At 42.0% G+C, this 22,951-nt stretch carries 26 protein-coding genes and 1 other annotated feature; of the genes, 2 read left to right on the forward strand and 24 right to left on the reverse strand.

Annotated elements, in window-relative coordinates; all coding sequences use genetic code 11:
• Positions 1-78: 78 nt before the first annotated feature.
• Both secDF and LF817_RS03630 read right to left on the reverse strand, forming a co-directional pair.
• Positions 79-2,352 carry a protein translocase subunit SecDF gene (secDF, locus tag LF817_RS03625; protein ID WP_253934405.1) on the reverse strand — a complete coding sequence of 758 codons (2,274 nt, stop codon included), beginning with the start codon at positions 2,350-2,352 and terminating at the stop codon, positions 79-81.
• A gap of 122 nt (positions 2,353-2,474) precedes the next feature.
• Entirely contained in the window at positions 2,475-2,771 is a 297-nt protein-coding gene (locus tag LF817_RS03630) for a post-transcriptional regulator (protein WP_253934406.1), read from the reverse strand.
• A gap of 125 nt (positions 2,772-2,896) precedes the next feature.
• Between LF817_RS03630 and spoVB the strand changes: the two genes are divergently transcribed.
• Positions 2,897-4,453, forward strand: a complete 1,557-nt coding sequence (spoVB, locus tag LF817_RS03635; protein WP_253934407.1) for a stage V sporulation protein B — start codon at positions 2,897-2,899, stop codon at positions 4,451-4,453.
• Positions 4,454-4,994: 541 nt separating this feature from the next.
• Here the strand turns inward: spoVB and LF817_RS03640 are convergent.
• Positions 4,995-5,645 carry a DUF421 domain-containing protein gene (locus LF817_RS03640; protein ID WP_253934408.1) on the reverse strand — a complete coding sequence of 217 codons (651 nt, stop codon included), beginning with the start codon at positions 5,643-5,645 and terminating at the stop codon, positions 4,995-4,997.
• Positions 5,646-5,700: 55 nt separating this feature from the next.
• Entirely contained in the window at positions 5,701-6,990 is a 1,290-nt protein-coding gene (locus LF817_RS03645) for an ArsB/NhaD family transporter (protein ID WP_253934409.1), read from the reverse strand.
• A gap of 126 nt (positions 6,991-7,116) precedes the next feature.
• On the opposite strand from LF817_RS03645, the gene LF817_RS03650 reads away from it, so the two are divergent.
• The gene (locus tag LF817_RS03650) at positions 7,117-7,494 is read left to right on the forward strand and encodes a TIGR04086 family membrane protein (protein WP_253934410.1); all 378 of its coding nucleotides are present in this window, start codon (positions 7,117-7,119) and stop codon (positions 7,492-7,494) included.
• A gap of 88 nt (positions 7,495-7,582) precedes the next feature.
• Here the strand turns inward: LF817_RS03650 and yajC are convergent, their stop codons facing one another.
• The 20 genes from yajC to LF817_RS03750 all read right to left on the reverse strand — a co-directional run bounded on the left by yajC (position 7,583) and on the right by LF817_RS03750 (position 22,948).
• The gene (gene yajC / locus LF817_RS03655; RefSeq protein WP_253934411.1) at positions 7,583-7,846 is read right to left on the reverse strand and encodes a preprotein translocase subunit YajC; all 264 of its coding nucleotides are present in this window, start codon (positions 7,844-7,846) and stop codon (positions 7,583-7,585) included.
• A 17-nt stretch (positions 7,847-7,863) separates the two neighbouring features.
• Entirely contained in the window at positions 7,864-9,000 is a 1,137-nt protein-coding gene (gene tgt / locus LF817_RS03660) for a tRNA guanosine(34) transglycosylase Tgt (protein WP_253934412.1), read from the reverse strand.
• A 27-nt stretch (positions 9,001-9,027) separates the two neighbouring features.
• On the reverse strand, positions 9,028-10,053 hold the full coding sequence (queA, locus tag LF817_RS03665) for a tRNA preQ1(34) S-adenosylmethionine ribosyltransferase-isomerase QueA (protein ID WP_253934413.1): 1,026 nt from the start codon (positions 10,051-10,053) through the stop codon (positions 9,028-9,030).
• A gap of 18 nt (positions 10,054-10,071) precedes the next feature.
• Positions 10,072-10,263, reverse strand: a complete 192-nt coding sequence (locus tag LF817_RS03670) for a DUF2905 domain-containing protein (RefSeq protein WP_253934559.1) — start codon at positions 10,261-10,263, stop codon at positions 10,072-10,074.
• A gap of 5 nt (positions 10,264-10,268) precedes the next feature.
• Positions 10,269-11,270: a Holliday junction branch migration DNA helicase RuvB gene (gene ruvB, locus LF817_RS03675; protein WP_253934414.1), complete on the reverse strand. Its 1,002-nt coding sequence runs from the start codon at positions 11,268-11,270 to the stop codon at positions 10,269-10,271.
• Between the two features lie 18 nt (positions 11,271-11,288).
• Positions 11,289-11,906 (reverse strand): Holliday junction branch migration protein RuvA, encoded by a 618-nt coding sequence (ruvA, locus tag LF817_RS03680; RefSeq protein WP_253934415.1) that lies wholly within the window; start codon positions 11,904-11,906, stop codon positions 11,289-11,291.
• Positions 11,907-12,026: 120 nt separating this feature from the next.
• On the reverse strand, positions 12,027-12,350 hold the full coding sequence (locus LF817_RS03685) for a BofC N-terminal domain-containing protein (RefSeq protein ID WP_253934416.1): 324 nt from the start codon (positions 12,348-12,350) through the stop codon (positions 12,027-12,029).
• 75 nt (positions 12,351-12,425) lie between these two features.
• Entirely contained in the window at positions 12,426-13,178 is a 753-nt protein-coding gene (locus LF817_RS03690) for a YebC/PmpR family DNA-binding transcriptional regulator (protein ID WP_253934417.1), read from the reverse strand.
• An 83-nt stretch (positions 13,179-13,261) separates the two neighbouring features.
• On the reverse strand, positions 13,262-13,816 hold the full coding sequence (locus LF817_RS03695; RefSeq protein ID WP_253934418.1) for a YhcN/YlaJ family sporulation lipoprotein: 555 nt from the start codon (positions 13,814-13,816) through the stop codon (positions 13,262-13,264).
• 69 nt (positions 13,817-13,885) lie between these two features.
• Positions 13,886-14,623 carry an NAD(+) synthase gene (gene nadE / locus LF817_RS03700; protein WP_253934419.1) on the reverse strand — a complete coding sequence of 246 codons (738 nt, stop codon included), beginning with the start codon at positions 14,621-14,623 and terminating at the stop codon, positions 13,886-13,888.
• Positions 14,624-14,657: 34 nt separating this feature from the next.
• Complete coding sequence (locus tag LF817_RS03705; protein ID WP_253934420.1) at positions 14,658-15,617, reverse strand: aminoglycoside phosphotransferase family protein; 960 nt, start codon at positions 15,615-15,617, stop codon at positions 14,658-14,660.
• Positions 15,607-16,854, reverse strand: coding sequence for a SafA/ExsA family spore coat assembly protein (safA, locus tag LF817_RS20510; RefSeq protein WP_253934421.1), 1,248 nt, complete (start codon positions 16,852-16,854; stop codon positions 15,607-15,609). The genes LF817_RS03705 and safA overlap by 11 nt, the downstream gene beginning before the upstream one ends.
• Positions 16,855-17,147: 293 nt before the next feature.
• Positions 17,148-18,014 (reverse strand): prephenate dehydratase, encoded by an 867-nt coding sequence (gene pheA / locus LF817_RS03715; protein ID WP_253934422.1) that lies wholly within the window; start codon positions 18,012-18,014, stop codon positions 17,148-17,150.
• 19 nt (positions 18,015-18,033) lie between these two features.
• A complete protein-coding gene (locus LF817_RS03720) occupies positions 18,034-18,483 on the reverse strand; it encodes an ACT domain-containing protein (RefSeq protein WP_253934423.1) in 450 nt (149 codons plus the stop codon).
• Between the two features lie 14 nt (positions 18,484-18,497).
• Complete coding sequence (obgE, locus tag LF817_RS03725; protein WP_253934424.1) at positions 18,498-19,781, reverse strand: GTPase ObgE; 1,284 nt, start codon at positions 19,779-19,781, stop codon at positions 18,498-18,500.
• Between the two features lie 13 nt (positions 19,782-19,794).
• Entirely contained in the window at positions 19,795-20,313 is a 519-nt protein-coding gene (locus tag LF817_RS03730; protein ID WP_253934425.1) for a Spo0B domain-containing protein, read from the reverse strand.
• Positions 20,314-20,461: 148 nt separating this feature from the next.
• Entirely contained in the window at positions 20,462-20,752 is a 291-nt protein-coding gene (rpmA, locus tag LF817_RS03735; protein WP_079530402.1) for a 50S ribosomal protein L27, read from the reverse strand.
• Positions 20,753-20,765: 13 nt separating this feature from the next.
• On the reverse strand, positions 20,766-21,095 hold the full coding sequence (locus LF817_RS03740; RefSeq protein WP_253934426.1) for a ribosomal-processing cysteine protease Prp: 330 nt from the start codon (positions 21,093-21,095) through the stop codon (positions 20,766-20,768).
• A gap of 8 nt (positions 21,096-21,103) precedes the next feature.
• Positions 21,104-21,412, reverse strand: coding sequence for a 50S ribosomal protein L21 (gene rplU, locus LF817_RS03745; protein WP_253934427.1), 309 nt, complete (start codon positions 21,410-21,412; stop codon positions 21,104-21,106).
• Between the two features lie 13 nt (positions 21,413-21,425).
• Positions 21,426-21,497, reverse strand: a sequence feature (ribosomal protein L21 leader region).
• Positions 21,498-21,532: 35 nt separating this feature from the next.
• Positions 21,533-22,948 (reverse strand): ribonuclease E/G, encoded by a 1,416-nt coding sequence (locus LF817_RS03750; RefSeq protein ID WP_253934428.1) that lies wholly within the window; start codon positions 22,946-22,948, stop codon positions 21,533-21,535.
• Positions 22,949-22,951 lie beyond the last annotated feature (3 nt).

The raw sequence follows: 22,951 nt of genomic DNA on the forward strand, positions 1-22,951 counted from the left end.
ATAGTTATTGTATTTATACCCTGATTCATTCTCGTATAATCAAAAACAAGGCTGACTTTGTAAGCCAGCCTTGCGTTGTTAGACTTGTGGTCCGCCAGTATTTTTCTTTTTCACGAATTCCACTGGGTTATCTTTAATATTTTTTCCTCGCCATACCAACCATAGCTGGGATGCGATAAACAAGGAAGAATACGTTCCTGCGATCAATCCGATAAGAAGGGCGAACGCAAAATTAGTAATCGATGAAGCTCCAAACACGAACAGCATAGCTGCCGCGAATACTACCGTAATAACGGTATTCAAGCTTCGAGCCATCGTTTGAAGCAAGCTGTCGTTCACAATTTTAGCAAGTTCTTTGAATGATTTCACCTTTTTGTGGAATTTCAGATTTTCTCTGATCCGGTCGAAGGTTACTATCGTATCGTTGACTGAATACCCTACAATTGTAAGAATCGCTGCAATAATCGTAATATCGAATTCCAATCTGGTGAGACTGAAAAAAGCGATGATGAAAAAGGCATCATGTAATAAGGCGATGATTGCAGTTATTGCAAAGAAAAATTCGAACCTTATGGTTACGTAAATAATTATTCCTATGGAAGCGTACAAGACTGCAAGTGCCGCGTTTTTGGCAAGTTCCTGTCCAACGACAGGGGACACCGTACTGACGTTAGGGCTGCTGCCAAATTCCTCATTGAAGTAATCTTGTACTTCTGCTATTTTTTCCTGAGGAAGTTCTGACTCGAATCTGGCTACAGCAATATCGTTGTCCTCTCCTGATAAAACAACCTGTTTCGGGGATACATTAAGCTCATTTTCGAAGGCATCTTCTATTTCCTCCACTGTCACGCTTTCCTCAGACAGGATCTCCACTCTAGAACCACTTGTGAAATCTATTCCCAAATTCAATTTAAAAATACCGAGAACGATAGCTCCAGCAGTCAAAAGGACAAGTGAAAGCGCAAAGAATTTTTTTCGATGCTTGATCAAATCAAGTTTACGATTCATGAACTTAGCTTCTAAAACTTCTCCATCTTCTAGTGAATGGACTTCTTCTTTTTTAACTCCGAACCATCCGAACCTCTTCGTCAAGAATCGGCTTCTGACCCATAAACCTAAAAGCAGCCTTGTCCCATAAACGGCTGTGATAAAGCTTACAAGTATACTTACTATAAGCATGGTCGCGAATCCTTTTACAGAGCTCGTCCCAAATGCAAACAGAACTCCTGCAGCAATTAATGTTGTGATGTTCGCATCTAAGATTGTAGCCAGCGAGCGTTTATTCCCCGACTTAAATGCTGAGAGTACGGATTTACCGGATTTCAACTCTTCTTTAATTCGTTCATACGTTATGATATTGGCATCTACTGCCATACCTACGCCGAGAATCAAAGCAGCAATCCCTGGAAGGGTAAGCACGCCTTGGAGCAGCTCAAATACAACGAGTATCAGGTAAATATACGCCGATAATGTAATGACAGATATCAATCCCGGAAAGCGGTAATAGAAAATCATGAAAACAAAAATCAATGCAACACCAATCATTCCCGCATAGATTGTCTTATTCATCGCTTGTTCACCGAACTGAGCTCCTACTGACGTGGAGTAGGTTTCTTCAAGTTCAACCGGGAGCGACCCAGCGTTTAGAATATCAGCTAACTGTTGAGCGGATTCTTGTGTAAAGTCTCCTTCGATTTGAACAGTACTGCTTCTTATTCCTTCACTTACCTGAGGAGCTGAAACATAAGCAGGATCTTCTGAACCATATTCTTCCTCAAACGAGATATCTTCATCATAATCGAGCCATACCACTAACAAATTCGGTGGATATGTAGCGTTTTCTACCGGCTCCTTATTCGAAATCTCCTGAGTGACATCATAGAAATCAGAAGCACTTTTCACCTCGAGTGTAACGATCGGTGAATTATTTTGATCGTAGGACTGCTGAGCACTGCCTTCACGAATATCAGAGCCATCCATGTATTCGTTACCTTCAACATCTCTAAATGAAAGCTGTGCGGTAGTAGACAGAAGTTCCCTGGCCTCTTGCTGGTCCTGGACACCTGCAAGCTGCACCCTGATTCGATCGTTGTTTTCAATTGAAATATTGGTTTCGCTTATTCCTAAAACGTCTACTCGTTCATTCAGCGACTCGACTGTCGATTCCAGCACCTGCTGGCTGACTTCCTGGTCTTCATCCAGAGTCTCGACATCGTAAAGGATCTCAAATCCACCTTGTAAATCCAATCCTAAATTGATATCCTTCGTCACACCAGTTATTGTAGTTCCAATCGTAGCTGCCAATATGATAGCGATTAGAAAAAAGGCAACGATACGCCCTCTTTTCACCATAACATTCTTTACCTCCTTTAAACTTCAACGACGATGATACTATGTAGTAAGTTATCATTTGTCTATAATTGTTACTTTGTCAATTTTACTACTTTTTTCGTTTTAAACAACACGAAAGTTTATCATTTTTCTGAACTCCCGCTATCTACGGCTTTGATCGACTCCATTAAGTCATCATTTTGGTAGGCTTCTACAGTAATATAGCTGACATATTGGTTGTTGCTCAAGTGTAATACATCCTGGACTGCTTCATGTAACCGTTTCTCAGGGTTGTTTTTCCACAGTTTCTTATTGACACATCTCCATATATCCTCCGCTGTTGCACTTCTATATCCTAACAGCCTGAACTCATCCTGTTTACTTAAGAGAACGGGTGTTAATGTTTCTTTCCATTCGCTGACAGGTTTAATTTCTTTCATGTATGGCACTCCTTCAAATGATTAGTAACGGAGAATTAAGAAATCCTTTGTCATGCCTTGTCCCTCTCAATGCATATAATTCATTGTATATGAATTTCATTTCTTTGAGAAGGCGGATCCCTACGATGTCAAAACAAACCTTTTTGCATGGAGCGCTTATTCTAGTAGCTGCTGGACTCGTTACTCGGTTATTAGGATTTATAAACCGCATTGTAGTTGCCAGGATTATGGGAGAAGAAGGTATGGGACTGTATATGATGGCCCTCCCTACCCTTATCTTAGTATCCACCATCACTCAGTTTGGCCTTCCTGTCGCTATTTCTAAACGTGTCTCTGAAGCGGAAGCACTCGGTGATGAAAAACAAATCAAAAGAATTCTCATCGTTTCCCTTACAATTACCGGGAGTTTAAGTATTATTTTTACAGCCGGATTATTCCTCTTCGCTCCTGTTTTGGCCCAGTACTTATTTACGGATGTACGTGCGTTAGCGCCTTTACTCGCTGTCACTCCTATTATTCCTATAACAGCTGTATCAGCTGTCCTGAGAGGTTACTTCCAGGGGCGACAGAACATGAAACCGCAAGCTATTTCTCAAGTTATTGAACAGGTTGTCCGCATAGCAACTGTCGCCTTTTTAACGAATCTATTTATGCCATATGGTGTCCAGTATGCAGCAGCTGGAGCAATGATCGCAGTAATCATAGGAGAATTTGTATCCCTTCTTTACATGTCCAAACAATTCTCCCTTCATAAAACCTTCAAATTAAGGAAAGCCTGGAGGAAACAAATCAAACAAGGAAAAGCGACATTAAGGCAATTAATGACGATAGCCCTGCCTACTTCCGGAAGCCGCCTGATTGGCTCTCTCACTTATTTCTTCGAACCTATACTTGTAGCGCAGAGTCTTGCTATTGCCGGATTCACTGCAATAGAAACAACTAAATTATATGGAGGACTGACAGGATACATTCTCCCATTATTATTTCTACCTACCTTCTTAACACACGCTCTGGCCGTTTCACTCGTCCCTTCGATCAGTGAATCTGCGGCTAAACATCAATATGAATCCATTCACTATCGAATATTACAAGCCATCCGCTTATCCCTTGCATCTGGCGGACTCATAACAGTCATCTACTTCTTATTTCCAGCAGCTACGTTGGCAATTGTTTACGGTACCGACCAGGGAGGTTTCCTCCTGCAGTTCATGGCTCCTTTTTTCTTGCTTCATTATATTCAGACCCCCTTACAGGCTAGTCTGCAGGCCCTGGACCTGGCCAAGGCTGCCATGTGGAACACTTTGATCGGAGCGGTCGTGAAATTCATCATTTTGGTAGCCTTAAGTTCAAGACCTGAATTTGGAATTAACGGCGTGGCGATCGCTATGGTGACGGGAGTTGTAATTGTGACACTCCTTCATTTAGCAGTCCTCGTGAAATCTACCGGCTTTGTATTCCCAATCTTCATGACTGTAAAATTCTTTTGTATACTAGCGGTAACCACTTCATTTGGAATGTTTATCCACGAACAAAATTTCATGTCATCCGATGCTCTTATTGAGATACTTTTAGTCGGTGGAATCCTGACAATCCTTTATTTGCTGCTTCTATTCAAGTTCAAATTACTGACTAAAGAAGAGTGGAATCTCATTCCATGGAATAAAATAATGAAAAAAAGATAGCCTGAAAGGTTGCTTGAACCTGTCTGGCTATCTTTTTTTGTTGTTAAATGTTGCTCATTAATTGGGTGTGTTAAATTTCCGTTTCGAGACTTTTCTATGCTGATATGCTCGAGTCGACTTACAAGAGTAGGGATCTCTTAAAACTAAAAGCTATAACCACGCCCTGTATGATGATCCCGGGATTATTAAGAAATAGCTGCGATAAATGAAACAAGAAGGGCGAAGTGAGGGAAGTCACATTAGTCGATTAGAGCTGGATAGTCCTCCGAAATAATTATGAACGTTCACCCTAGACTAAAATAGGTGTAAAAGAGGCCGACGATGGGACTAGGCGACGCGAGGAAGCTTGCCAGGTCCTCCGCATGCAAGCAAATTGTTTCCCTACCAACCCTGCACTTCGTACGTTAACGAATCGTAACCCCACCAAATCGAGGCTTCCATATAACTGTCATAATTGAATATTTCTCTTAAGAAAAATCAACAACAACGTTAAAACATTAATAAAAAATGTGCAATTCGCTTGCCCTATGCTATCATACCATCACTTTATTTCGTTTTTCTCATCTATAGAAAGATCTCCATCAGAATTCACAGTACATAAGGAGATATTCGTCGAATCAACGTAACCTTTTTGTTTCAGTTCACCCATAAGCCACTCCTTGTTTTTTTGAATTGATCGTAGTCCGTTATATTGAATATGCCCATCTTCTATCAATACGACTGCATAATCCGAACTGCCGTCCTCACCCTTTTTGAATACAGACAATTTTCCAGAAGGTTCAAGTATAGCAAAGTCTATGACTTTAATATCTTGTACTTCCTGTTCCCTCAGCTGCATGAGCAGATCAGAGAAATTATAGCGCTGACGCCGCATCTCTCGCTCATCAATTTTGCCATTCCGTATCAATATCGATGGCTTCCCGTCAAACCAGTCACGAAACCTTTTACTTTTCAGAGATAATAACGCACTTCCCCATTGTATGAGCAGTAGTACTGCCATAGGGATAACCGCCTGCCACATGGAGGCTTCGGGCTTTTCAATCAAAAATATAGCAATTTCGGCGAGCATGATAAATACAACAAGATCCATCACACTCAGCTCTCCAATTTCCCTTTTACCCATTAACCTGAAAACAATCAATATGAAAAAATAAGTCAAAACAGTTCGCATGATCAACTCAAAAATAACCATAAGTCATCTGCCCTTCACACTCTCTACACACTTAAGATGACCTATTTTAGAATTTCTATGAAAGAAACGGAACTAAATATCTTAGAAATATATAGACGGTACAAATGAGTAAAGAAAGCAGCATGATCGGCACACCGTATAAAGCAAACTTCACAAAAGGGATAGGCTCCTTATAACTTGCTGCCAACCCTGCTACTACAACATTTGCAGAAGCTCCGATCAGCGTTCCGTTCCCTCCTAGACAAGCACCTAAAGCAAGCGACCACCAAATGGGATCAACATTCATCATTCCATAGCCTTGCAGTTCTTGAACGACCGGAATCATCGCAGCCACAAAGGGAATATTGTCGACGATCCCAGAAAGGATGCCAGAACTCCATAACATCAGCATGGAAGTGAACGGTAAATCTCCATCTGAAACCCACACCATGGCTCTAGCTAATTCATCAATCAATCCGACAGTCTGAAGCCCGCCTACGAGCATGAATAAGCCAATGAAAAAGAAAAGCGTGACCCATTCCACCTCTTGAAATACCTGCTCCACTTCTATACATTTATCTGTCAAAAATAACAGCAACAACGCCCCGCTTACAGCAATAGTCGTAATGTCCATATGGATAAACGGGTGGAGCATGAACCCAAAGATTGTCAAAAATAGAACTGACAATGACCGATAAAGCAGCTTGTCTTTCACCAGGTGTTGATTTGCATCTTGGTTGAGGAACTCATCAGCTAATTCCTTATTATAGTGGAGCTTATTCTTAAAGATGAGGATCATCAAGAACATGACAACGATAAATACTATAGTAACTACAGGACCCATATGGTTGAGAAAGGATAAGAAACTGAAGTGATCTACAGCCTGTCCTATCATGATATTCGGCGGATCCCCAATCAATGTAGCCGCTCCACCAATGTTGGAAGCGAATATAGTCGTAACTAAATAGGGGAATGCTGGAAGCTTCAGCTGTTTAACGAGTGAGAGGAGGACAGGGACAAATAATAGAACAGTCGTCACATTGTCCAGGAAAGCTGATCCGATGGCGGTGAATATTCCAGAAACGAGCAGCAGCGGAACTGGACGTCCCTTGACGATCTGCGCAAGCTTAATTGCCACGTACGTGAAAATGCCGGTTTTTTTAGTAATGGACACTAGAACCATCATTGAAAATAACAAAGCGATTGTAGACCAATCGATGAAACCGAATGCCTCCTCCCATTCAAAAACATTGCAAATCAGCAGAAGGACACCACCTGTCAAAGCTACAACCGCACGATTCCATTTCTCAAGCATAAGTAGACAATAACTAATTACAAAAATGATGATCGTAATCAAAGTGGTCATAGATCTTCCCCTTTAAAACAAGCTTTTTTTATATCTATTCAAAAGCTTGGGCAAATATCTACTTCTACTAGAAATATGTGTGAGCATATAGTAAAGAAGACAAGCTAAATAAGGAGGACGGAAGATATGAAAATTTTTCTTCAAGGGGTACTTGGATACGGGGTAGGATCTATCTTCATTCTGATGATTCTGTTTTCAGCCGTGTTGGCCGGCTTACTGCGCTTCACTACCATCGACACAGATGCTTTAAATCAAGTGTCTTTAATTGCCGGGTTGACCATTTTGGGAGTCGGCGGCCTGCTCGCAGCTCATAAAGGGGAACAAAAAGGGTGGCTCACCGGGCTGCTAACTGGAATTGTTTTTATATCGATCATGATGCTCTTCCAAATTATTTTCGAGAATCGATGGATTTCTTTAGCCCAGTTAAGTTATTTCGGCGGTTTGGTCCTCGCAGCCATTTTAGGGGGAATGATCGGAGTCAATATGCCAAAAAGAAAGATATGAAAAACCCCGCTCAAGGCGGGGTTCTATTTTAAGTATGTAGGAAAGCGCAGGTCCGAACGAATCGAACCTTTACCGCTTTAAATTATACTTAATCTTGGTTCAACTTTTCTCTTACTGAAGAGCGGTCAAATTTCATTTGGGTGCCATCTTGCACACTAACGACTATTGTACCTTCATCAAGTGCATGAATCGTCCCATGAAGGCCTCCAATAGTGATGACCCTATCTCCTTTTTGCAATTCCGTCTGCATCTGCTGCACTTTTTTCTGCTTCTTCTGCTGTGGACGGATTAACAAGAAATAGAAAATGACGAACATTAGAATAATCGGCAATAATCCTACTAACGTTTCCATTTATATATTCCCCCTTTCTAAAAGTTCTTTGCGTTTGGTTTGTTGAAACCATACTGCTCAAAGAATTCTTCTCTAAAGTCACCGAGTCGATCTTCTCTAATGGCTTCACGAACTCGCCTCATTAATTTTAACAGAAAATAAAGGTTATGATAAGTAGTAAGCCTAAAGCCGAATGTTTCACTCGATTTCACTAAATGTCTAATATAAGCCCGGCTGTAATTACGGCATGTATGGCAGTCACAATTTTCATCGATCGGGCGGAAATCACGAGCGAATTTTGCATTTCTTACGACTAAACGGCCTTCGGAAGTCATACAGGTACCGTTACGAGCAATTCTTGTCGGCAGTACACAGTCGAACATGTCAATGCCTCTAATAGAGCCGTCAATCAATGAATCAGGAGAACCCACCCCCATAAGGTAACGAGGCTTTTCATCAGGTAGTAACGGTGTAGTAAAGTCAAGGACGCGATTCATGACATCCTTTGGCTCTCCAACTGACAGACCGCCAATTGCATATCCCGGAAAGTCGAGCGACGTTAGATCTTGAACACTTTGACGCCTTAAATCTTCATATTCGCCACCTTGCACAATTCCGAACAAACCTTGTTCATTCGAACGATTGTGCCCCTCTAAACAACGTTCAGCCCAGCGGCTAGTCCGTTCTACTGACTTTTTCATGTAATCATGGTCCGCCGGATATGGAGGGCATTCGTCAAAAGCCATCATAATATCTGCACCGAGAGAATTTTGGATATGCATAGCTTTCTCTGGAGACAAAAATAGTTTTTCACCACTGATATGATTTCTGAAGTGTACGCCTTCTTCTTCGATTTGACGAAGATCACTCAAACTGAAAACTTGGAACCCGCCAGAGTCTGTGAGAATGGAACCGTCCCAATTCATAAATTTATGGAGTCCGCCGGCTTCTTCGACGATATCTTCCCCTGGTCTAAGCCACAGGTGGTACGTATTCGATAAAATGATTTGAGCACCCATACGCTCAAGTTCCTCCGGGCTCATCGTTTTAACAGTAGCTAACGTTCCTACCGGCATGAACATCGGAGTTTCAAAAGACCCGTGTGGAGTATGCACGCGGCCGAGCCTTGCCCCCGTTTGTTTACATGTTTTTATAAGTTCATAAGTTATTGCCATGTTTTAAGTCCTTTCTCACGTTCATCATTAAAATATAAACATTGCGTCACCGAAACTGAAAAAGCGGTAACGTTCTTCTACAGCAAGTCGGTAAGCTTCTAATACAAAATCACGGCCGGCAAATGCACTGACAAGCATGATCAAAGTTGACTTTGGCAAATGGAAGTTCGTTATCAATCCGTCAATCGCTTTGAGCTGCTGAGGGGGATATATGAAGATATCCGTCCATCCGCTGGAAGCTTCAAACTTTCCATAATCTCGTACAATCGTTTCCAGTGTACGAGTGGAAGTGGTCCCGACAGAAATAATTCGCCCACCTTTTTTTCGCATCTCATTAAGCTGATTAGCAGCCTGTTCGCTAAGCTGATAAAACTCAGCGTGCATTTCATGTTCTTCCACATCATCGACACTTACGGGTCGGAAAGTCCCTAGACCAACATGAAGGGTTAAATATACGATTTCCACTCCAGATGTCTGTAACTCGTCCAATAATTCGTTTGTGAAGTGCAGTCCAGCCGTAGGAGCAGCAGCAGAACCTTGCTCTTTGGCATACACTGTCTGATAGCGTTCGCGATCAGATAACTGCTCTTTAATGTAAGGCGGAAGCGGCATTTCTCCTAAAGAGTCTAAAACTTCAAGAAAAATCCCTTCATATTCGAAGCGCATCTTTCTTCCGCCATGTTCCTGGAGCTCCGTGCACTCTGCGATCAGTTTACCGTCCCCGAACACGATTCTTGTACCGATATTCACTTTTTTGGCAGGCTTTACGAGAACCTCCCACTCATCGTTCTCGTGCTGATGAAGCAATAAAACTTCAACTTTTCCACCCGTCTCTTCCTTAGCTCCATAAAGACGGGCGGGGAGTACCCTTGTATCATTTAATACTAAACAGTCACCTTCATGCAAGTACCCTTTGATATCGGAAAAATGCTGATGATCTATCCTTTTTTCTTTTCGATCCAACACCATCAGTTTAGAGGATGCTCTTTCCAATAGCGGAACTTGAGCAATCAATTCTTCTGGCAATTCAAAATCGTATGCGTTGATATCCATTTGAAACTCCTATTCTGATTATCGAATTTTTCCTATTAAGTAAAAGATCAATGTGAGTACGATACTGGCAATTATGGACGTCATGATTGGGAAATATACTGTAACAGGACCTTTCTTAAAACTAAAGTCACCCGGCAGTTTACCAAACAAACTCCATAACAACCCAATAACGATAAATACAACCCCTATTACAATAAAGATTTTACCCATGCCCGTCAAGAGCCTGGCACCTCCCGGTTAAAGTGGCTGTATGCCTTATCCGTCACAACTCTTCCTCTCGGAGTTCGTTGAATAAAGCCTGTCTGTAAAAGAAATGGCTCATACACGTCCTCAATCGTCTGTGATTCTTCCCCTATAGTAGCTGCAATAGTATCGAGGCCTACCGGTCCGCCTTTAAAGCTGTCCATAATAGCTGTCAGAAGTTTATGATCGATATGATCAAGGCCTTCTCCGTCCACTTGAAGCATCCGTAATGCGGTTTGAGTCGTCTCCTCAGAAATGACTGTCTCTCCGCCTACTTGCGCGATGTCCCGCACACGCTTAAGCAGTCGATTAGCGATCCTCGGGGTTCCTCGGGATCTTCGAGCAACCTCAATCGCCGCTTCCTTGTGAATACCTACGTGGAAAATATCCGCAGTTCTTTCTACAATAGAGCATAGAGCGCTGGCATCATAATAATCAAGGCGGCAATGGACACCAAAACGATCTCTTAACGGAGCTGAAAGCAGCCCGGCTCTTGTTGTTGCTCCTACGAGCGTAAATGGAGGAAGGTCAAGACGCACTGACCTTGCACTCGGACCGGTACCGACTATGATGTCCAGGCAGAAGTCCTCCATCGCAGGATATAAAATTTCTTCGACGGATCTTGGAAGACGATGAATTTCATCTATGAAAAGCACATCCCCAGCTTCCAAAGAGGACAAAATGGCTGCCAAATCACCAGCACGTTCAATGGCAGGACCTGAGGTCGTCCTGAACTGGACCCCCATTTCGTTTGCTATTATTGAAGCCAGCGTAGTTTTCCCTAAGCCAGGCGGGCCGTACAGCAAAGTATGGTCAAGTGGTTCTTCACGCATTTTTGCCGCTTCAATGAAAATCCGTAAGTTCTCTTTCGTTTTCTCCTGGCCAATATACTGACGCAAGTTTTCAGGGCGTAAACTAAGTTCGATATCCCGTTCTACGTCTTGTAACTCTCCAGATATCATACGTTCCTCCATCCAGCTTCCTCCTTTCTGTTAAGATTTCATTAAAAGCTGCAGTCCCTGTCTAATTAAATCGTCAATCTTCGACTGATTTGATTTTGCTAATTCAGGCTGGATCACTTTTAACTCCTTATCTGAGTACCCTAATGCTTTTAATGCCTCAAGTGCTTCATCCAAACGTTCTCTCTTTTCTTTAGAAGTCACATCTTCTTTGTAAAAAATCGTTTGTTCATTCTCTTCATCAGGCAGCCAGATAATAAGCTTCCCTTTTAAATCGAGGATCATCTGACGGGCTGTCTTTTTCCCGACTCCGGGGAAGCGCGTTAAATATTTATCATCTTCCTGCTCTATCGCTGAAACAAACTCGGGAACGCTGACGCTGCCTAGAATACTCAAAGCTCCTTTTGGCCCGATACCGGAAACATTTAAAAGTTTAGCAAATAGTAATTTATCTTCCTTCTTTTTAAAACCGAAAAGCAGCTGCTGGTCCTCTCTTATATAATGATACGTATGAACTTTAATTTCATTATGTAAATCATCCTGAAAGTTAAAGGGGTTGGCACATAGAATTTCGTACCCTATGCCTTCTGTTTCAATGGCTATTGCCTCTTCATCTATAGATGTTACTTTTCCTCTCACGTATGCGATCATGGTGAAAATTCCCCTCTGTCTCGAATTCATTTCTACACTACATTGTAACACACAAGCACATGTTCGTATAAGAATTAATCCAAAGAAAAAACCGCCAAAATACAGCGGTTTTTTCTTTATTCAAGCTATTACTAGCTGCCTCTGAAACACGATTTCCCCAATACTCTGATCCTCCACTGTCCAGCCTTCATAGGCCGCCCAAAAGTCTTCCATGGCCCATATCGTCTCTGTTTGGACTTTCGTATCTATCAATTCACTGCCTTCATAAGTTTTCAAAATAACTTTAAGTTCTAACGGATCCAGATAGACGAAAGCCGGGATGGCTTTTTCGGTTAAAGTAGAACTCGCAAAACTATGGTCGCTTGCAGCTCTTTCTGGAGTTCCTGTAAACGGCTGAAGTGTCATACTGACGATCATAAGGGCTGTTATCCATATGGATTGCATGGTTTTTCCTCCTTATAAAAAGCTATTGTTTCTAGTATGCTCAGAAACAATAGCTTTTATAAGTGAGACTAATATTTATGATAGTTTTTCCAACACTTCTTCATCAGCGTCCAAATTATGATGAACCTCTTGAACGTCATCATTATCTTCTAAAGCATCGATCAATTTTAACATTTTAGCAACGCCCTCTTCGTCCAGCCGTGAATACGTAGTGGGAACCATTGTTACTTCGGCTGTTGTAATTGTATGGCCGTTATTTTCAAGTTCAGATTTAACACTTGTAAAATCCTCAGGTTCTGTATAGATTTCGTATTGTTCTTCACTTGTTTCGAGCTCTTCGCCCCCAGCTTCAATTACTTCGAGTAAAAACTCTTCTTCATCCAAACCTGCCTGGCTGCGATCTATGGCTATATATCCTTTACGGTTGAACATAAAAGCTACACATCCATTTTCACCGAGGTTTCCATCATTTTTATTGAATGCGTGGCGGACTTCGGCGGCTGTACGATTCTTATTATCCGTCAATACAGTGACCATAACGGCTACTCCATTCGGGCCATAGCCTTCATAAGTGAATTCCTCATAGTTCACACCATCGAGGTTACCTGTCGCTTTCTTAATCGCTCGATCTATATTATCGTTCGGCATATTGTTTGATTTTGCTTTATCTACAGCTAAGCGAAGATTAGCGTTCATTTCTGGATCTCCGCCGCCTTCTCTAGCTGCCATAAAAATTTCACGAGCATGCTTCATGAAAATCTTGCCTTTTTTGGCGTCTTGAGCACCTTTTCTTCGTTTAATATTATTCCATTTAGAATGGCCTGCCATAGGTAATCTCCTCCCCTGGAGCAAAACTTTTCCTATATCAATATATCACAAAAGCAAGCCCTTGATAACTTATGAAACCTGTTTTAATTCGAGTTAAAAAAATCTTTAATTTGTTTCTTAAGAGCTTCCGGTGCCTCGGCAGCCCTTGATCTTGCGTCTTCATCCTTTCTTCGATCCCACTGACTGACATTTGTATAAACTACAACGGGTAAATCCGTGACAGCTTCTGCTTTTTCTAAAACTTTTTCTGCGATTTTTTCGTCCTTATAATCATGTGGGTTGACCATTACGGCAACGTAAGCTTTTTCTCCGTTTGTAAAAGCTTGAGAAAGCGTCACCTCTTTCAACTCGTTGACCTCCTGAGTAATCAGCATGGCTTCTTCATTGTTGAAAGCATTGTCATGAGAGCGGGTTGTTTCCGAGTACTTGGTTTCCCTCATTTCTTCTTGGGTCGATCTTTTAAAAAACTGATCCTCTCCTGTGGGGATTTGTGTTCCTTTAGGTTTTTTGTCCTCATCTGTATACTCGATAGGCTGATAAAGCTCATCGCTTTGTGATTCATTAGTTTTCTCCGGAATGTCATCTTTACAAGCTGACAATACCGCCGCTAATAATATAACAATTAAAATTTTCCACATAAAAAACATTCTCCTTTTCCATTACTATGGACGAAGAAGAATGTTTTAGTCTGTCAATTTAAGGTAAGGTTACTTCGGCGGCCCTGGAGCCATTTCTCTTTTATGTGCTGTTCGGTTATGCATCGCCTCGATGATTTCTTTGTCCTTGTCAGGAATAGTTTCACCTTTTAAGTAACGGTCGATCATGTCATAACTTGTGCCCATCTCATTTTCATCAGTTTGACCTTCCCATAAACCCGCACTTGGCTGTTTATGAATAACCTCATCTGGCACGCCAAGATATTCTGCCATTTCTCTGACTTCACCTTTAGTCAAATTGACAAGAGGGACTAGATCCACGCCTCCGTCACCGAATTTGGTGAAATAGCCTGTGTGCCATTCTGCGGCATTATCGGTTCCTACAACTAAATACTGATGATTCGTGGCAAGAGTGTATAGGGTACTCATTCTCAAGCGAGCCCGTAAATTGGCATCAGCAATTTTCTCCTGGTCGGCATCATAGCTATTATCTGTTTTCAGCTGTTCTAAAATGTTACCGAACATAACATTATGCGTCTCCGTTAAATCAACAGTCAATGAATCAATCTCACATGAGCTGATTACTTTTTTTGCATGCTCCTGGTCGCTGCCATGACTCTTACAAGGCATAATGACGCCCAGGGAATGGTCTGGATAGGCTTTTTTGATTAAATGAGCCACAACGGCTGAGTCAATACCGCCGCTTACACCAACAAGCATCCCTTTTACGCCTGCATTTTCACCCTGCTCTTGCAGCCACGCTACAATACGATCTACTTTTTGCTTCACTGGATTGTTCATCCTTTCACACGTAAGATACTTTTTATCTTAGCATGAATTCTGCATATCGGACAAACTGTTTACGACTTTGCCATGCAATTTCAAACTTTTCAATATGGTTGTTTAATAAATCTTCCCCTTTTCGAAATTTGTTATACCCGTGAAGCCATTCTCTGACAAGATCCGCTGGAACGAGGACGCCTCTAAGCCAAATCTCAGGATACTCAACATGTTTAAATAACTGGAAGAATGCTGAACGATCCTTTTCTAAATAAGGGAGAAATCGGTGAGCTAATTGAATTTCATCATACAGTTTCGGCCCTATATGAAGTAAATCGAAGTCAATCATTTTCATTGATCCTGCAGGTTCTAATATGAAATTATGGTGAGCAACATCCCCGTGCAGCCATTGCTGCTCATCCCAAGCCTCTTCTTCGATCACTCCCCAGGAATAACGTGAAAAAGGGTCGAGCAGACGGCTCATGGAGGTCACGACTTCATTGTAGAACTCCTTTTTCTCGCAGTATTCAAAAACCTCTCTCGTATTTTTGAACTGTTCTAACCGTCGTTCCCATTTCAAGTATAAGGGATCTCTAGGAATCGATAAGGCTTGTAAACCTTTTGTCGAACGGTGAAACTGTCTTAAGCAATGGTAAGTTTTTTTACGATCGCTTTGATGAGAAAAGTCAGCATGTCGGCCGTTAAGCCAAGTGAACAAAGCCCAATCGCAGCCAAGCTTACTCAAACTTCGGGCATTGTCAGGGAATGATATCGGAGTAGCAGCAAATTTCGCTGCTTCCTCCCAATTTTCAAAAAAGGATAGTTGCTGGTTCAACATGTTAGAACGTCTATACCCTTTTAATAAGAAGGGCTTTTGATTCACCCATACTTTATATACTTTAGGTTTGATTTTAACAGCTTTGGTAATATTCATGTCTCTTGAGCGCAGCCATTGAAAAAGGCGATCCGTATAAGAATCGCCTTCTTTTAAATTACGAGTCATCTCCATCATCATCCTGCCACGTTTGTTCAGGCGCCCAGTTTTGAAAAGGCTGTGGTGGCTGTTGAGGGAAATATAAACCTCTCATCTGGTAATCGTTATTCATCATAGCATAAGGGTGCCATCCATTCATTTGAGGCTGCATCATTTGATTCGGCGGGTAACCATAATCCATCATCTGTGGCTGAGTGAATGGCTTCGGAGCTCCACAGCCGCAATCACTTTCTTGCTGTGCTCCGCCCACATAAGATGACTCAGACTCCTCTTCCATTTCGTACATCTCATTTGCCGATGCGTTTTGATAAGGCATCTGCTGTGGATATTGATGGTTCATCATTTCATTCTCATAAGGCATCATTTGCGGGGAGTGCGGCATTCCCATCATTGCGTGATGGTAAGGCGGGCACCAGAAACTATCCCAAGGAGAATGCTGATATTGCATCGGCATGCTGTGCATTGGCATGCTGTGCATCGGCATGTTCTGCATCGGCATGCTTTGCATCGGCATGTTCTGCATCGGCATGTTCTGCATTGGCATGTTCTGCATTGGCATGTTCTGCATCGGCATGTTCTGCATTGGCATGTTCTGCATCGGCATGTTCTGCATTGGCATGTTCTGCATCGGCATGTTCTGCATCGGCATGTTCTGCATTGGCATGTTCTGCATTGGCTTAGTCTCTGATTCTTGCTCCATAGGCATTGATTTTGCAGTCTGTTGCTGAGAAGGTTTTTCCATATACTTCATCGGTTTCATCGGTTTCATCGGTTTTTGATAAACAGGACTCTCCGAAGACTCCTCTGGAGCAGGCATCTGAGGAAGATGGAAGGTTGTATAGTAATTTTGCATATGCTGGTCCATCGGCATTTGGATTGGCATATTCATTTGGATCGGCATCATTGGCTTTTCCATCATCGGCATAGGCTTATTAACTTGTGGCTTTTTTTCATCCTCTTTTATTTGAGGAATGGGTTTAGGAATAGTTTTTGGCTTTGGTTTTGGTTTTGGCATTTCTTTTTTAGGCGTTTCTTTCTTGGGGGCTTCTTTTTTTACATTTTCTTTTTTGGGAGCTTCTTTTTTTACAGGAGTTTTCCCCTGAGGTACTTTGATTTTCATGCCCGGCATAATCATATCAGGGTTCGATAGTTGGGAATTCACTGATTTCAATTCTTCGAAATTCACCCCATATTTTTTCGAAATCTTCCACAGCGTATCACCTTTTTGTACAATGTGAATTCTCACAGTTGCAACTCCTTTCCTGTGATCTATAAAGTTATAAGAGCATAATCGTTTCCTAACACTTTATGCGTAGACAAGGAAAAGAATGATGAATTTGCCCAATAAATAAACCCGAGCTATGGGAAGCCTCCCTATTAATAGTCTGGAAGAAGTTTTTAAATATAGTCGCTGTAAAATTTTCGCATTGACTTTATATAAGCTGTTATCCCTGTGGTAAGCTTTAAATAACAACACGGAACTTTAATAAAGCCTTTCATTTAAAAAACGAGTCCCCGATTATTGAGGACTCGTTTTACTTACTGACATACAGGAGAAGGGATATCTATATTATAACTCGGGTACGTGCCGAGCAACTTCAATGTACAACCTAAGGCTTCTAATTCCGCTTTCACTCCCGGGAACAAGACCTCATCATAAGGTTGATCGACATCTATTAAAAAGAAATAATTGCCTAAACCTGTTTTCATTGGGCGAGATTCAATTTTTGATAAGTTCATTTTACGCCAGGCGAACGCAGCTAACACTTGATGGAGAGCTCCAACGAAATCTTTAGGCAGCGTGACCATCACCGTCGTCTTTTGAGTGGTAACAGGATGATTTTTCACTTCCAATGGTTGTTTCTCTTTTTGCACGACGGCGAAACGGGTGTGGTTATTGTCGTAATCGTGAATATTCGGCGTAAAAATTTTCAGACCATTTTCTTCAGCTGCCAAATGATTTCCTATAGCGGCTACGTGGACCCCCTCCGAAGCTACTACTTCGGCTGCCCTTCCTGTAGAAGCCGTATATTCTAATTCTGCTTCAGGATAATGTTTATACAAATATTGATGACACTGGGCAATAGCGTGACTGTGTGAATAGATGTGAGTTAGGTTCTCTCCATTGTAATCAGGGTGGACAAGTAAATGTTGTTTTATAGGTACTGTCATTTCTGCAATGACAGCCTGATCTACCTGATGAATCAAATAATCGATCGTCAGATGAACCGATCCTTCAATTGCGTTTTCCAGCGGCACCACGCCCGTATCAATATCCCCGCGCTCTACTGCATCAAGGCAAGCAGGAATGCTGTCATAACTGATAAAAGATCCTTTTTCAAACAATGCGTCAACCGCCATTTTTGTAAAAGTACCTTTTGGTCCTAAATATCCAATTCGCTGCATAACTTTAACTCCTTCTTTCTTAAGCCCCAGAACTAAGAATCTCTACACGATCTACAAAGTCCAATTTATGAAGCCTCTGTAATAATTGCTCAATCGAATATATCATACCTGTCGTATTCAATGACAGGGTAACGTTCGCTTTCCCTTGCAATGGAATCGTTTGGTGAATGGTCAATACATTACACCCTGAATCTGCCACCGTATTAAGGAGGTTGGATAATGTACCTGTTCGATCCTCCAAATGAAAAAACAATGTGATCATCTGCTCTTTCACCATAGCCTGGAACGGAAATACGGCATCCCTATATTTGTAAAAAGCACTTCTGGATAAACCAACATCTTGAACAGCTTCAAATATAGATACTGCCTTTCCCCGTTCTATCAAAGCTTTAGCTTCAATCGTCTTCTTCATCGCTTCGGGCAAAATATCGCTACGGACTAAGTAAAACTTTTCATTATAATCCGTCATCACTTAGCACCCCATTAGTCAACAAATTCAAATTCATAATCAAGCAGTCTTACAGTATCGCCGTTTTTTGCCCCGCGCTTTCTAAGTTCTTCATCTACACCCATTCCGCGCATCTGTCTCGCGAAGCGGTTAATGGATTGGTCTCTAGTGAAGTCAGTTTTACGGAATACGGACTCGATCTTTTCACCATATAAAACGTAGGCTCCATCATCAGCTCGCGTAACTTTGAATGGGGCTTCCTCTTTTTCATACTTATATATGACTCGCTCTTCCACTTCTTCAATTGGCTCCGCTTCATACTTAGGGATTTCATCAAGCTTATCTGCTACAGCATAAAGAAGTTCGTCGAGCCCTGTTCTTGTAACTGTTGAAATAGGAAAAACTGTTACTTCTTCCCCCACAGCTTCTTTAAAAGCTTTAAGATGTTCTTCCGCTTCAGGAATATCCATCTTGTTGGCTACAACGATCTGAGGACGTTTTGTCAGCCTTTCATCATAGGAAGAAAGCTCATTGTTGATTGTGACGAAATCTTCGTAAGGGTCTCTTCCTTCTAAGCCAGACATATCAATTACATGCAGCAGCAACCTCGTTCTTTCCACATGGCGCAGGAATTGATGACCGAGCCCAATTCCTTCATGTGCGCCTTCTATTAAACCTGGAAGGTCAGCCATGACAAAGCTTCGGTGGTCCTGACTTTCTACAACACCTAAATTAGGAGCTAAGGTCGTGAAATGATAATCAGCGATTTTTGGAGTTGCTGCTGTCACGACTGAAAGAAAAGTAGACTTTCCAACACTTGGAAAACCAACCAGCCCTACATCAGCTAATAACTTCAGTTCTACTTGCACGTTCAGTTCTTCCCCTTGCTCACCATTTTCAGCAATTTCCGGAGCAGGATTCCTAGCCGTAGCAAAACGAGCGTTTCCTCGGCCTCCTCGACCGCCTTTGGCAATGACAGCCTGCTGTTTATGCTCAGTGAGATCCGCAATGACTCTCCCTGTTTCAATATCTTTTACCGTTGTTCCAGGGGGAACACTGATCACTAAAGGCTGCGAATTTTTACCGTGCTGCTTTTGATTCATGCCATTCTCGCCGCGCTTGGCTTTAAAATGATGCTGATAACGAAAATCCATCAGCGTATTAAGTCCTTCATCGACTTCAAAAATGACATCGCCGCCATTTCCGCCATCTCCACCGGCTGGTCCTCCCATAGGAACATATTTTTCCCGGCGGTAGGCGACTAAACCATTACCACCATCTCCACCTTTTACAAAAACTTTAACCTGATCGACAAACATATGGATCACCTCATTATTCTATCGTTAATTCGAGATAAAGGTCAGAACCGTTAATATAAGCCATTCTGTACCCGATATCTTCGAGCTGTTTGATCAATTCTTTTTCTTTGGTGAATGCCCCTGTCCAATTCCAGCTTAACGTTATACCTGCGTTTTCCTCATTATCGCTCAGTTGGAGGGTACCTTCATAGAGTTCTTCATGGACGTTGAATTCATCCATAGCTTTAATCGTTTGATTCGCATAAGCAACAAGCTGTTCATCATGACGGGATAAATCAACGTCATTATTGATTACATAGGCCAATCGATAGTAAGAGTGACGAGAATTGAAAGTGATTAGCCACAGTGCAAAATGAACCGCTGAACTATTCATAAGTCTTCGTTCGTGTTCTGATTCGTCTATAATCCTTCTCAACTGTTCTTTTACTCGCTCCATCTTTCCCATAGACGCATACCCTTGCACCAACTGTATTTGATTCATCCAGTCATGACGCTTATGCTGTAATAGATGCAGCACCTCATTTTCATCCATTGTATTCCGCTCCCCCTGCTTTCCATTCTCTTCTATAGAAAGTATAGCAAACTCATAGGAAAACTGAAATCATCGTAAAATAAATAAGCCGCGCTTATGCCATGGCACAGCGCGGCTTACATGTACGTATGAAATCATACTAATGATGTTACGCTTCCTGAGCTACAGGATAAACGCTAACTTTTTTACGGTTACGACCATAACGTTCGAATTTAACTACACCATCCACTTTAGCGAATAATGTGTCATCTCCACCACGGCCAACGTTTTCACCAGGGTATACTTTCGTACCACGTTGGCGATAAAGGATTGATCCACCTGTTACCGATTGACCGTCGGCACGCTTAGCTCCAAGACGTTTAGACTCAGAATCACGTCCGTTTTTAGTACTACTTACACCTTTTTTAGAGGCAAAAAATTGCAAATCTAGACGTAGCATGTGTCCCACCTCCTTACAGTTCTGTAATTTTTATATATTCGTGATAATCATTTTCGATCGTTTGCAAAGACACCATCATTCCTGCAAGGAGCAGTTGAGATTTAGAATGAGATGTCTCATCCAAATTCTCAGGCAGTTTTATTTTCAGATAACCGCCTTCACCGCCTTGAGTGATTTCCGGTTCGAATTCACAAAGGCTGATTATTGAATTGACCGCTCCAAAGGATACTGCGGATACGGCGGCACAAACGAGATCATGTCCATAAGGACCGCTCTCGGCATGACCGGCTATTTCAAAACCAGTTATATCCTCTTGTGAACGAAATATCGTTACTTTAATCATCGTCCCGCTTACGCCTTGATGCTCTCAACAACAAGCTTCGTGTACGGTTGACGGTGACCTTGTTTACGTTTGTAGTTCTTTTTAGGCTTATATTTGAAGACAGTCAATTTCTTCTGACGACCTTGTTTTTCAACTTTAGCCGTTACCGTTGCACCGTCTACGAATGGAGCGCCAACTTTAGTGTCGTCTCCACCTACGAAAAGAACTTTATCAAAAGTTACAGTCTCGCCATCTTCTACGTTCACTTTCTCTACGTAGATCTCTTGACCTTCTTGAACTTTGATTTGTTTTCCACCAGTTTCAATAATTGCGTACATACTTGCACCTCCTCAAATAACTCAGACTCGCCATCCAGGTACCGGAATCGGTTTAAAAACCTGTTCTGTGCGGTTGTAGCATGAAGTGCTACTTGAATAACATATTGATGTTACCACAGATCAAAACAAGTTGTCAACATGATACACACGTCTCTGAATAGCTGCTGTGATCATGTCTAGTGACCCTTCAAGCTCAATTTGCCAGCCAGGAATGCTATGATCCTGCCTAACAAACAGCTTCTGTGGAATTTTACTAGATATCGGTTCAGAATGCAATTGTTTTTTTATATCATATAACTCAGGATGAACGGCAACGAGGACCGCTTCATGCTGCCGGTTCTCAAGAAGAAAACGTTCCAGTCGATACCACTGTGTATGTAAATCATATCGACGTTCAGGGCTCGCAAGTAATTGATCGCATACAGCATACCATTGTCTAGTCCGAGTCATTTCCACTATTCCTAGTTTAGTCATTCCGTGGATGAGCGTTTTGACGGGATCGGCCTGCGCAAGCTGTTTCATGTATTTAAGGAGCTGCTGCTCTTCTGAAAGGTTGTTCATGGAAATGAAATCTACGAGAATCATTCCAGAAAGGTTGCGCAACCTTACCTGCTTCAATACTTCCTCAGCCGCCAATTTATTCACCGTCACTATTTCCTTACGGGACATAGCTTTTTCCTTATACTGATGACTGTTAACATCAATGACCGTCATAGCTTCCGTACGGTCAATTATTAATTGAACTCCTTTAAACGTTGTTACCTCGCGTTGAGAAAGCTTATTTTGGAGTTCATTAACAGAATGGTTTGTATAGCTTTCTAAACTTTTTTCCCATCGTATTTTCCCTTCCAGGCTCGGGTACTTCGCTTTTAACAGAACACTCATTTCACTCGTGTCCACTACAATTTCATTCAAAGAATGAGCGTATTTTCGAATGGACTGATCAGGGATAATGAGATCCTCCCACACCTTCCCTGGCTTATTCGCCTCGGGAATCTGCTTCCATACCTCTCTTAAAGTGCTCAGCTCGTCTTTCATGATGTCAGCTCCCGTATCTTTTGAGCTCGTCCGCATGATGGCTCCTTCCGAGTCAGTCAACATCGAGGTCATAACTTCACGTAAAGTTTCCGCATGATCCTTAGCTACTTTTTTAGAAATTGAAATCCTCTTCCCAAACGGTCGGTAAACTAAATACAGTCCAGGGAAAGTCAAGTCTGCACTGACCTGGGCTCCTTTGTCACCGATAGGTTCTTTAGTCGCTTGTACGTAGATCGACTGTCCTTCCGTTAGTGTCTGTTCTATAGACCCGGTACACCATGGGATTTCAGTTTTTTTCAAAAAAGCATGCTGTCTTTCCCCAATATCAACAAAAGCTGCCTGCATGCCTTTATGAATATTTTTTACCGTACCTTTAAAAATTGAACCCGAAAGCTGAAAAGCATCCGGGCGCACCGCTGTATATTCAATGACGTCTCCCTGTTCGATAAAGAGAGCTATCGATTCACTTGTTTTTGTATGTAGCGCTAACGTTCTCATGTT

The sequence above is a fragment of the Halobacillus sp. A1 genome, assembly GCF_024189295.1.
GTDB lineage: Bacteria > Bacillota > Bacilli > Bacillales > Halobacillaceae > Halobacillus_A.

Bases quoted from the DNA above. Each gene is read 5' to 3' on its own strand.
- pheA (WP_253934422.1), bottom strand. From the start codon at position 18,014: ATGCAGCGAATTGGATATTTAGGACCAAAAGGTACTTTTACAAAAATG.
- LF817_RS03740 (WP_253934426.1), bottom strand. From the start codon at position 21,095: ATGATTAAAGTAACGATATTTCGTTCACAAGAGGATATAACTGGTTTT.
- LF817_RS03685 (WP_253934416.1), bottom strand. From the start codon at position 12,350: ATGCAATCCATATGGATAACAGCCCTTATGATCGTCAGTATGACACTT.
- LF817_RS03730 (WP_253934425.1), bottom strand. From the start codon at position 20,313: ATGGATGAAAATGAGGTGCTGCATCTATTACAGCATAAGCGTCATGAC.
- rpmA (WP_079530402.1), bottom strand. From the start codon at position 20,752: ATGCTACGTCTAGATTTGCAATTTTTTGCCTCTAAAAAAGGTGTAAGT.
- LF817_RS03720 (WP_253934423.1), bottom strand. From the start codon at position 18,483: ATGACGGATTATAATGAAAAGTTTTACTTAGTCCGTAGCGATATTTTG.
- LF817_RS03630 (WP_253934406.1), bottom strand. From the start codon at position 2,771: ATGAAAGAAATTAAACCTGTCAGCGAATGGAAAGAAACATTAACACCC.
- spoVB (WP_253934407.1), top strand. From the start codon at position 2,897: ATGTCAAAACAAACCTTTTTGCATGGAGCGCTTATTCTAGTAGCTGCT.
- LF817_RS03640 (WP_253934408.1), bottom strand. From the start codon at position 5,645: ATGGTTATTTTTGAGTTGATCATGCGAACTGTTTTGACTTATTTTTTC.
- LF817_RS03650 (WP_253934410.1), top strand. From the start codon at position 7,117: ATGAAAATTTTTCTTCAAGGGGTACTTGGATACGGGGTAGGATCTATC.
- LF817_RS03670 (WP_253934559.1), bottom strand. From the start codon at position 10,263: ATGGGTAAAATCTTTATTGTAATAGGGGTTGTATTTATCGTTATTGGG.
- ruvB (WP_253934414.1), bottom strand. From the start codon at position 11,270: ATGGAGGAACGTATGATATCTGGAGAGTTACAAGACGTAGAACGGGAT.
- queA (WP_253934413.1), bottom strand. From the start codon at position 10,053: ATGGATATCAACGCATACGATTTTGAATTGCCAGAAGAATTGATTGCT.
- LF817_RS03690 (WP_253934417.1), bottom strand. From the start codon at position 13,178: ATGGCAGGCCATTCTAAATGGAATAATATTAAACGAAGAAAAGGTGCT.
- rplU (WP_253934427.1), bottom strand. From the start codon at position 21,412: ATGTACGCAATTATTGAAACTGGTGGAAAACAAATCAAAGTTCAAGAA.
- LF817_RS03695 (WP_253934418.1), bottom strand. From the start codon at position 13,816: ATGTGGAAAATTTTAATTGTTATATTATTAGCGGCGGTATTGTCAGCT.
- obgE (WP_253934424.1), bottom strand. From the start codon at position 19,781: ATGTTTGTCGATCAGGTTAAAGTTTTTGTAAAAGGTGGAGATGGTGGT.
- secDF (WP_253934405.1), bottom strand. From the start codon at position 2,352: ATGGTGAAAAGAGGGCGTATCGTTGCCTTTTTTCTAATCGCTATCATA.
- LF817_RS03645 (WP_253934409.1), bottom strand. From the start codon at position 6,990: ATGACCACTTTGATTACGATCATCATTTTTGTAATTAGTTATTGTCTA.
- ruvA (WP_253934415.1), bottom strand. From the start codon at position 11,906: ATGATCGCATACGTGAGAGGAAAAGTAACATCTATAGATGAAGAGGCA.
- LF817_RS03705 (WP_253934420.1), bottom strand. From the start codon at position 15,617: ATGACTCGTAATTTAAAAGAAGGCGATTCTTATACGGATCGCCTTTTT.
- tgt (WP_253934412.1), bottom strand. From the start codon at position 9,000: ATGGCAATAACTTATGAACTTATAAAAACATGTAAACAAACGGGGGCA.
- yajC (WP_253934411.1), bottom strand. From the start codon at position 7,846: ATGGAAACGTTAGTAGGATTATTGCCGATTATTCTAATGTTCGTCATT.
- LF817_RS03750 (WP_253934428.1), bottom strand. From the start codon at position 22,948: ATGAGAACGTTAGCGCTACATACAAAAACAAGTGAATCGATAGCTCTC.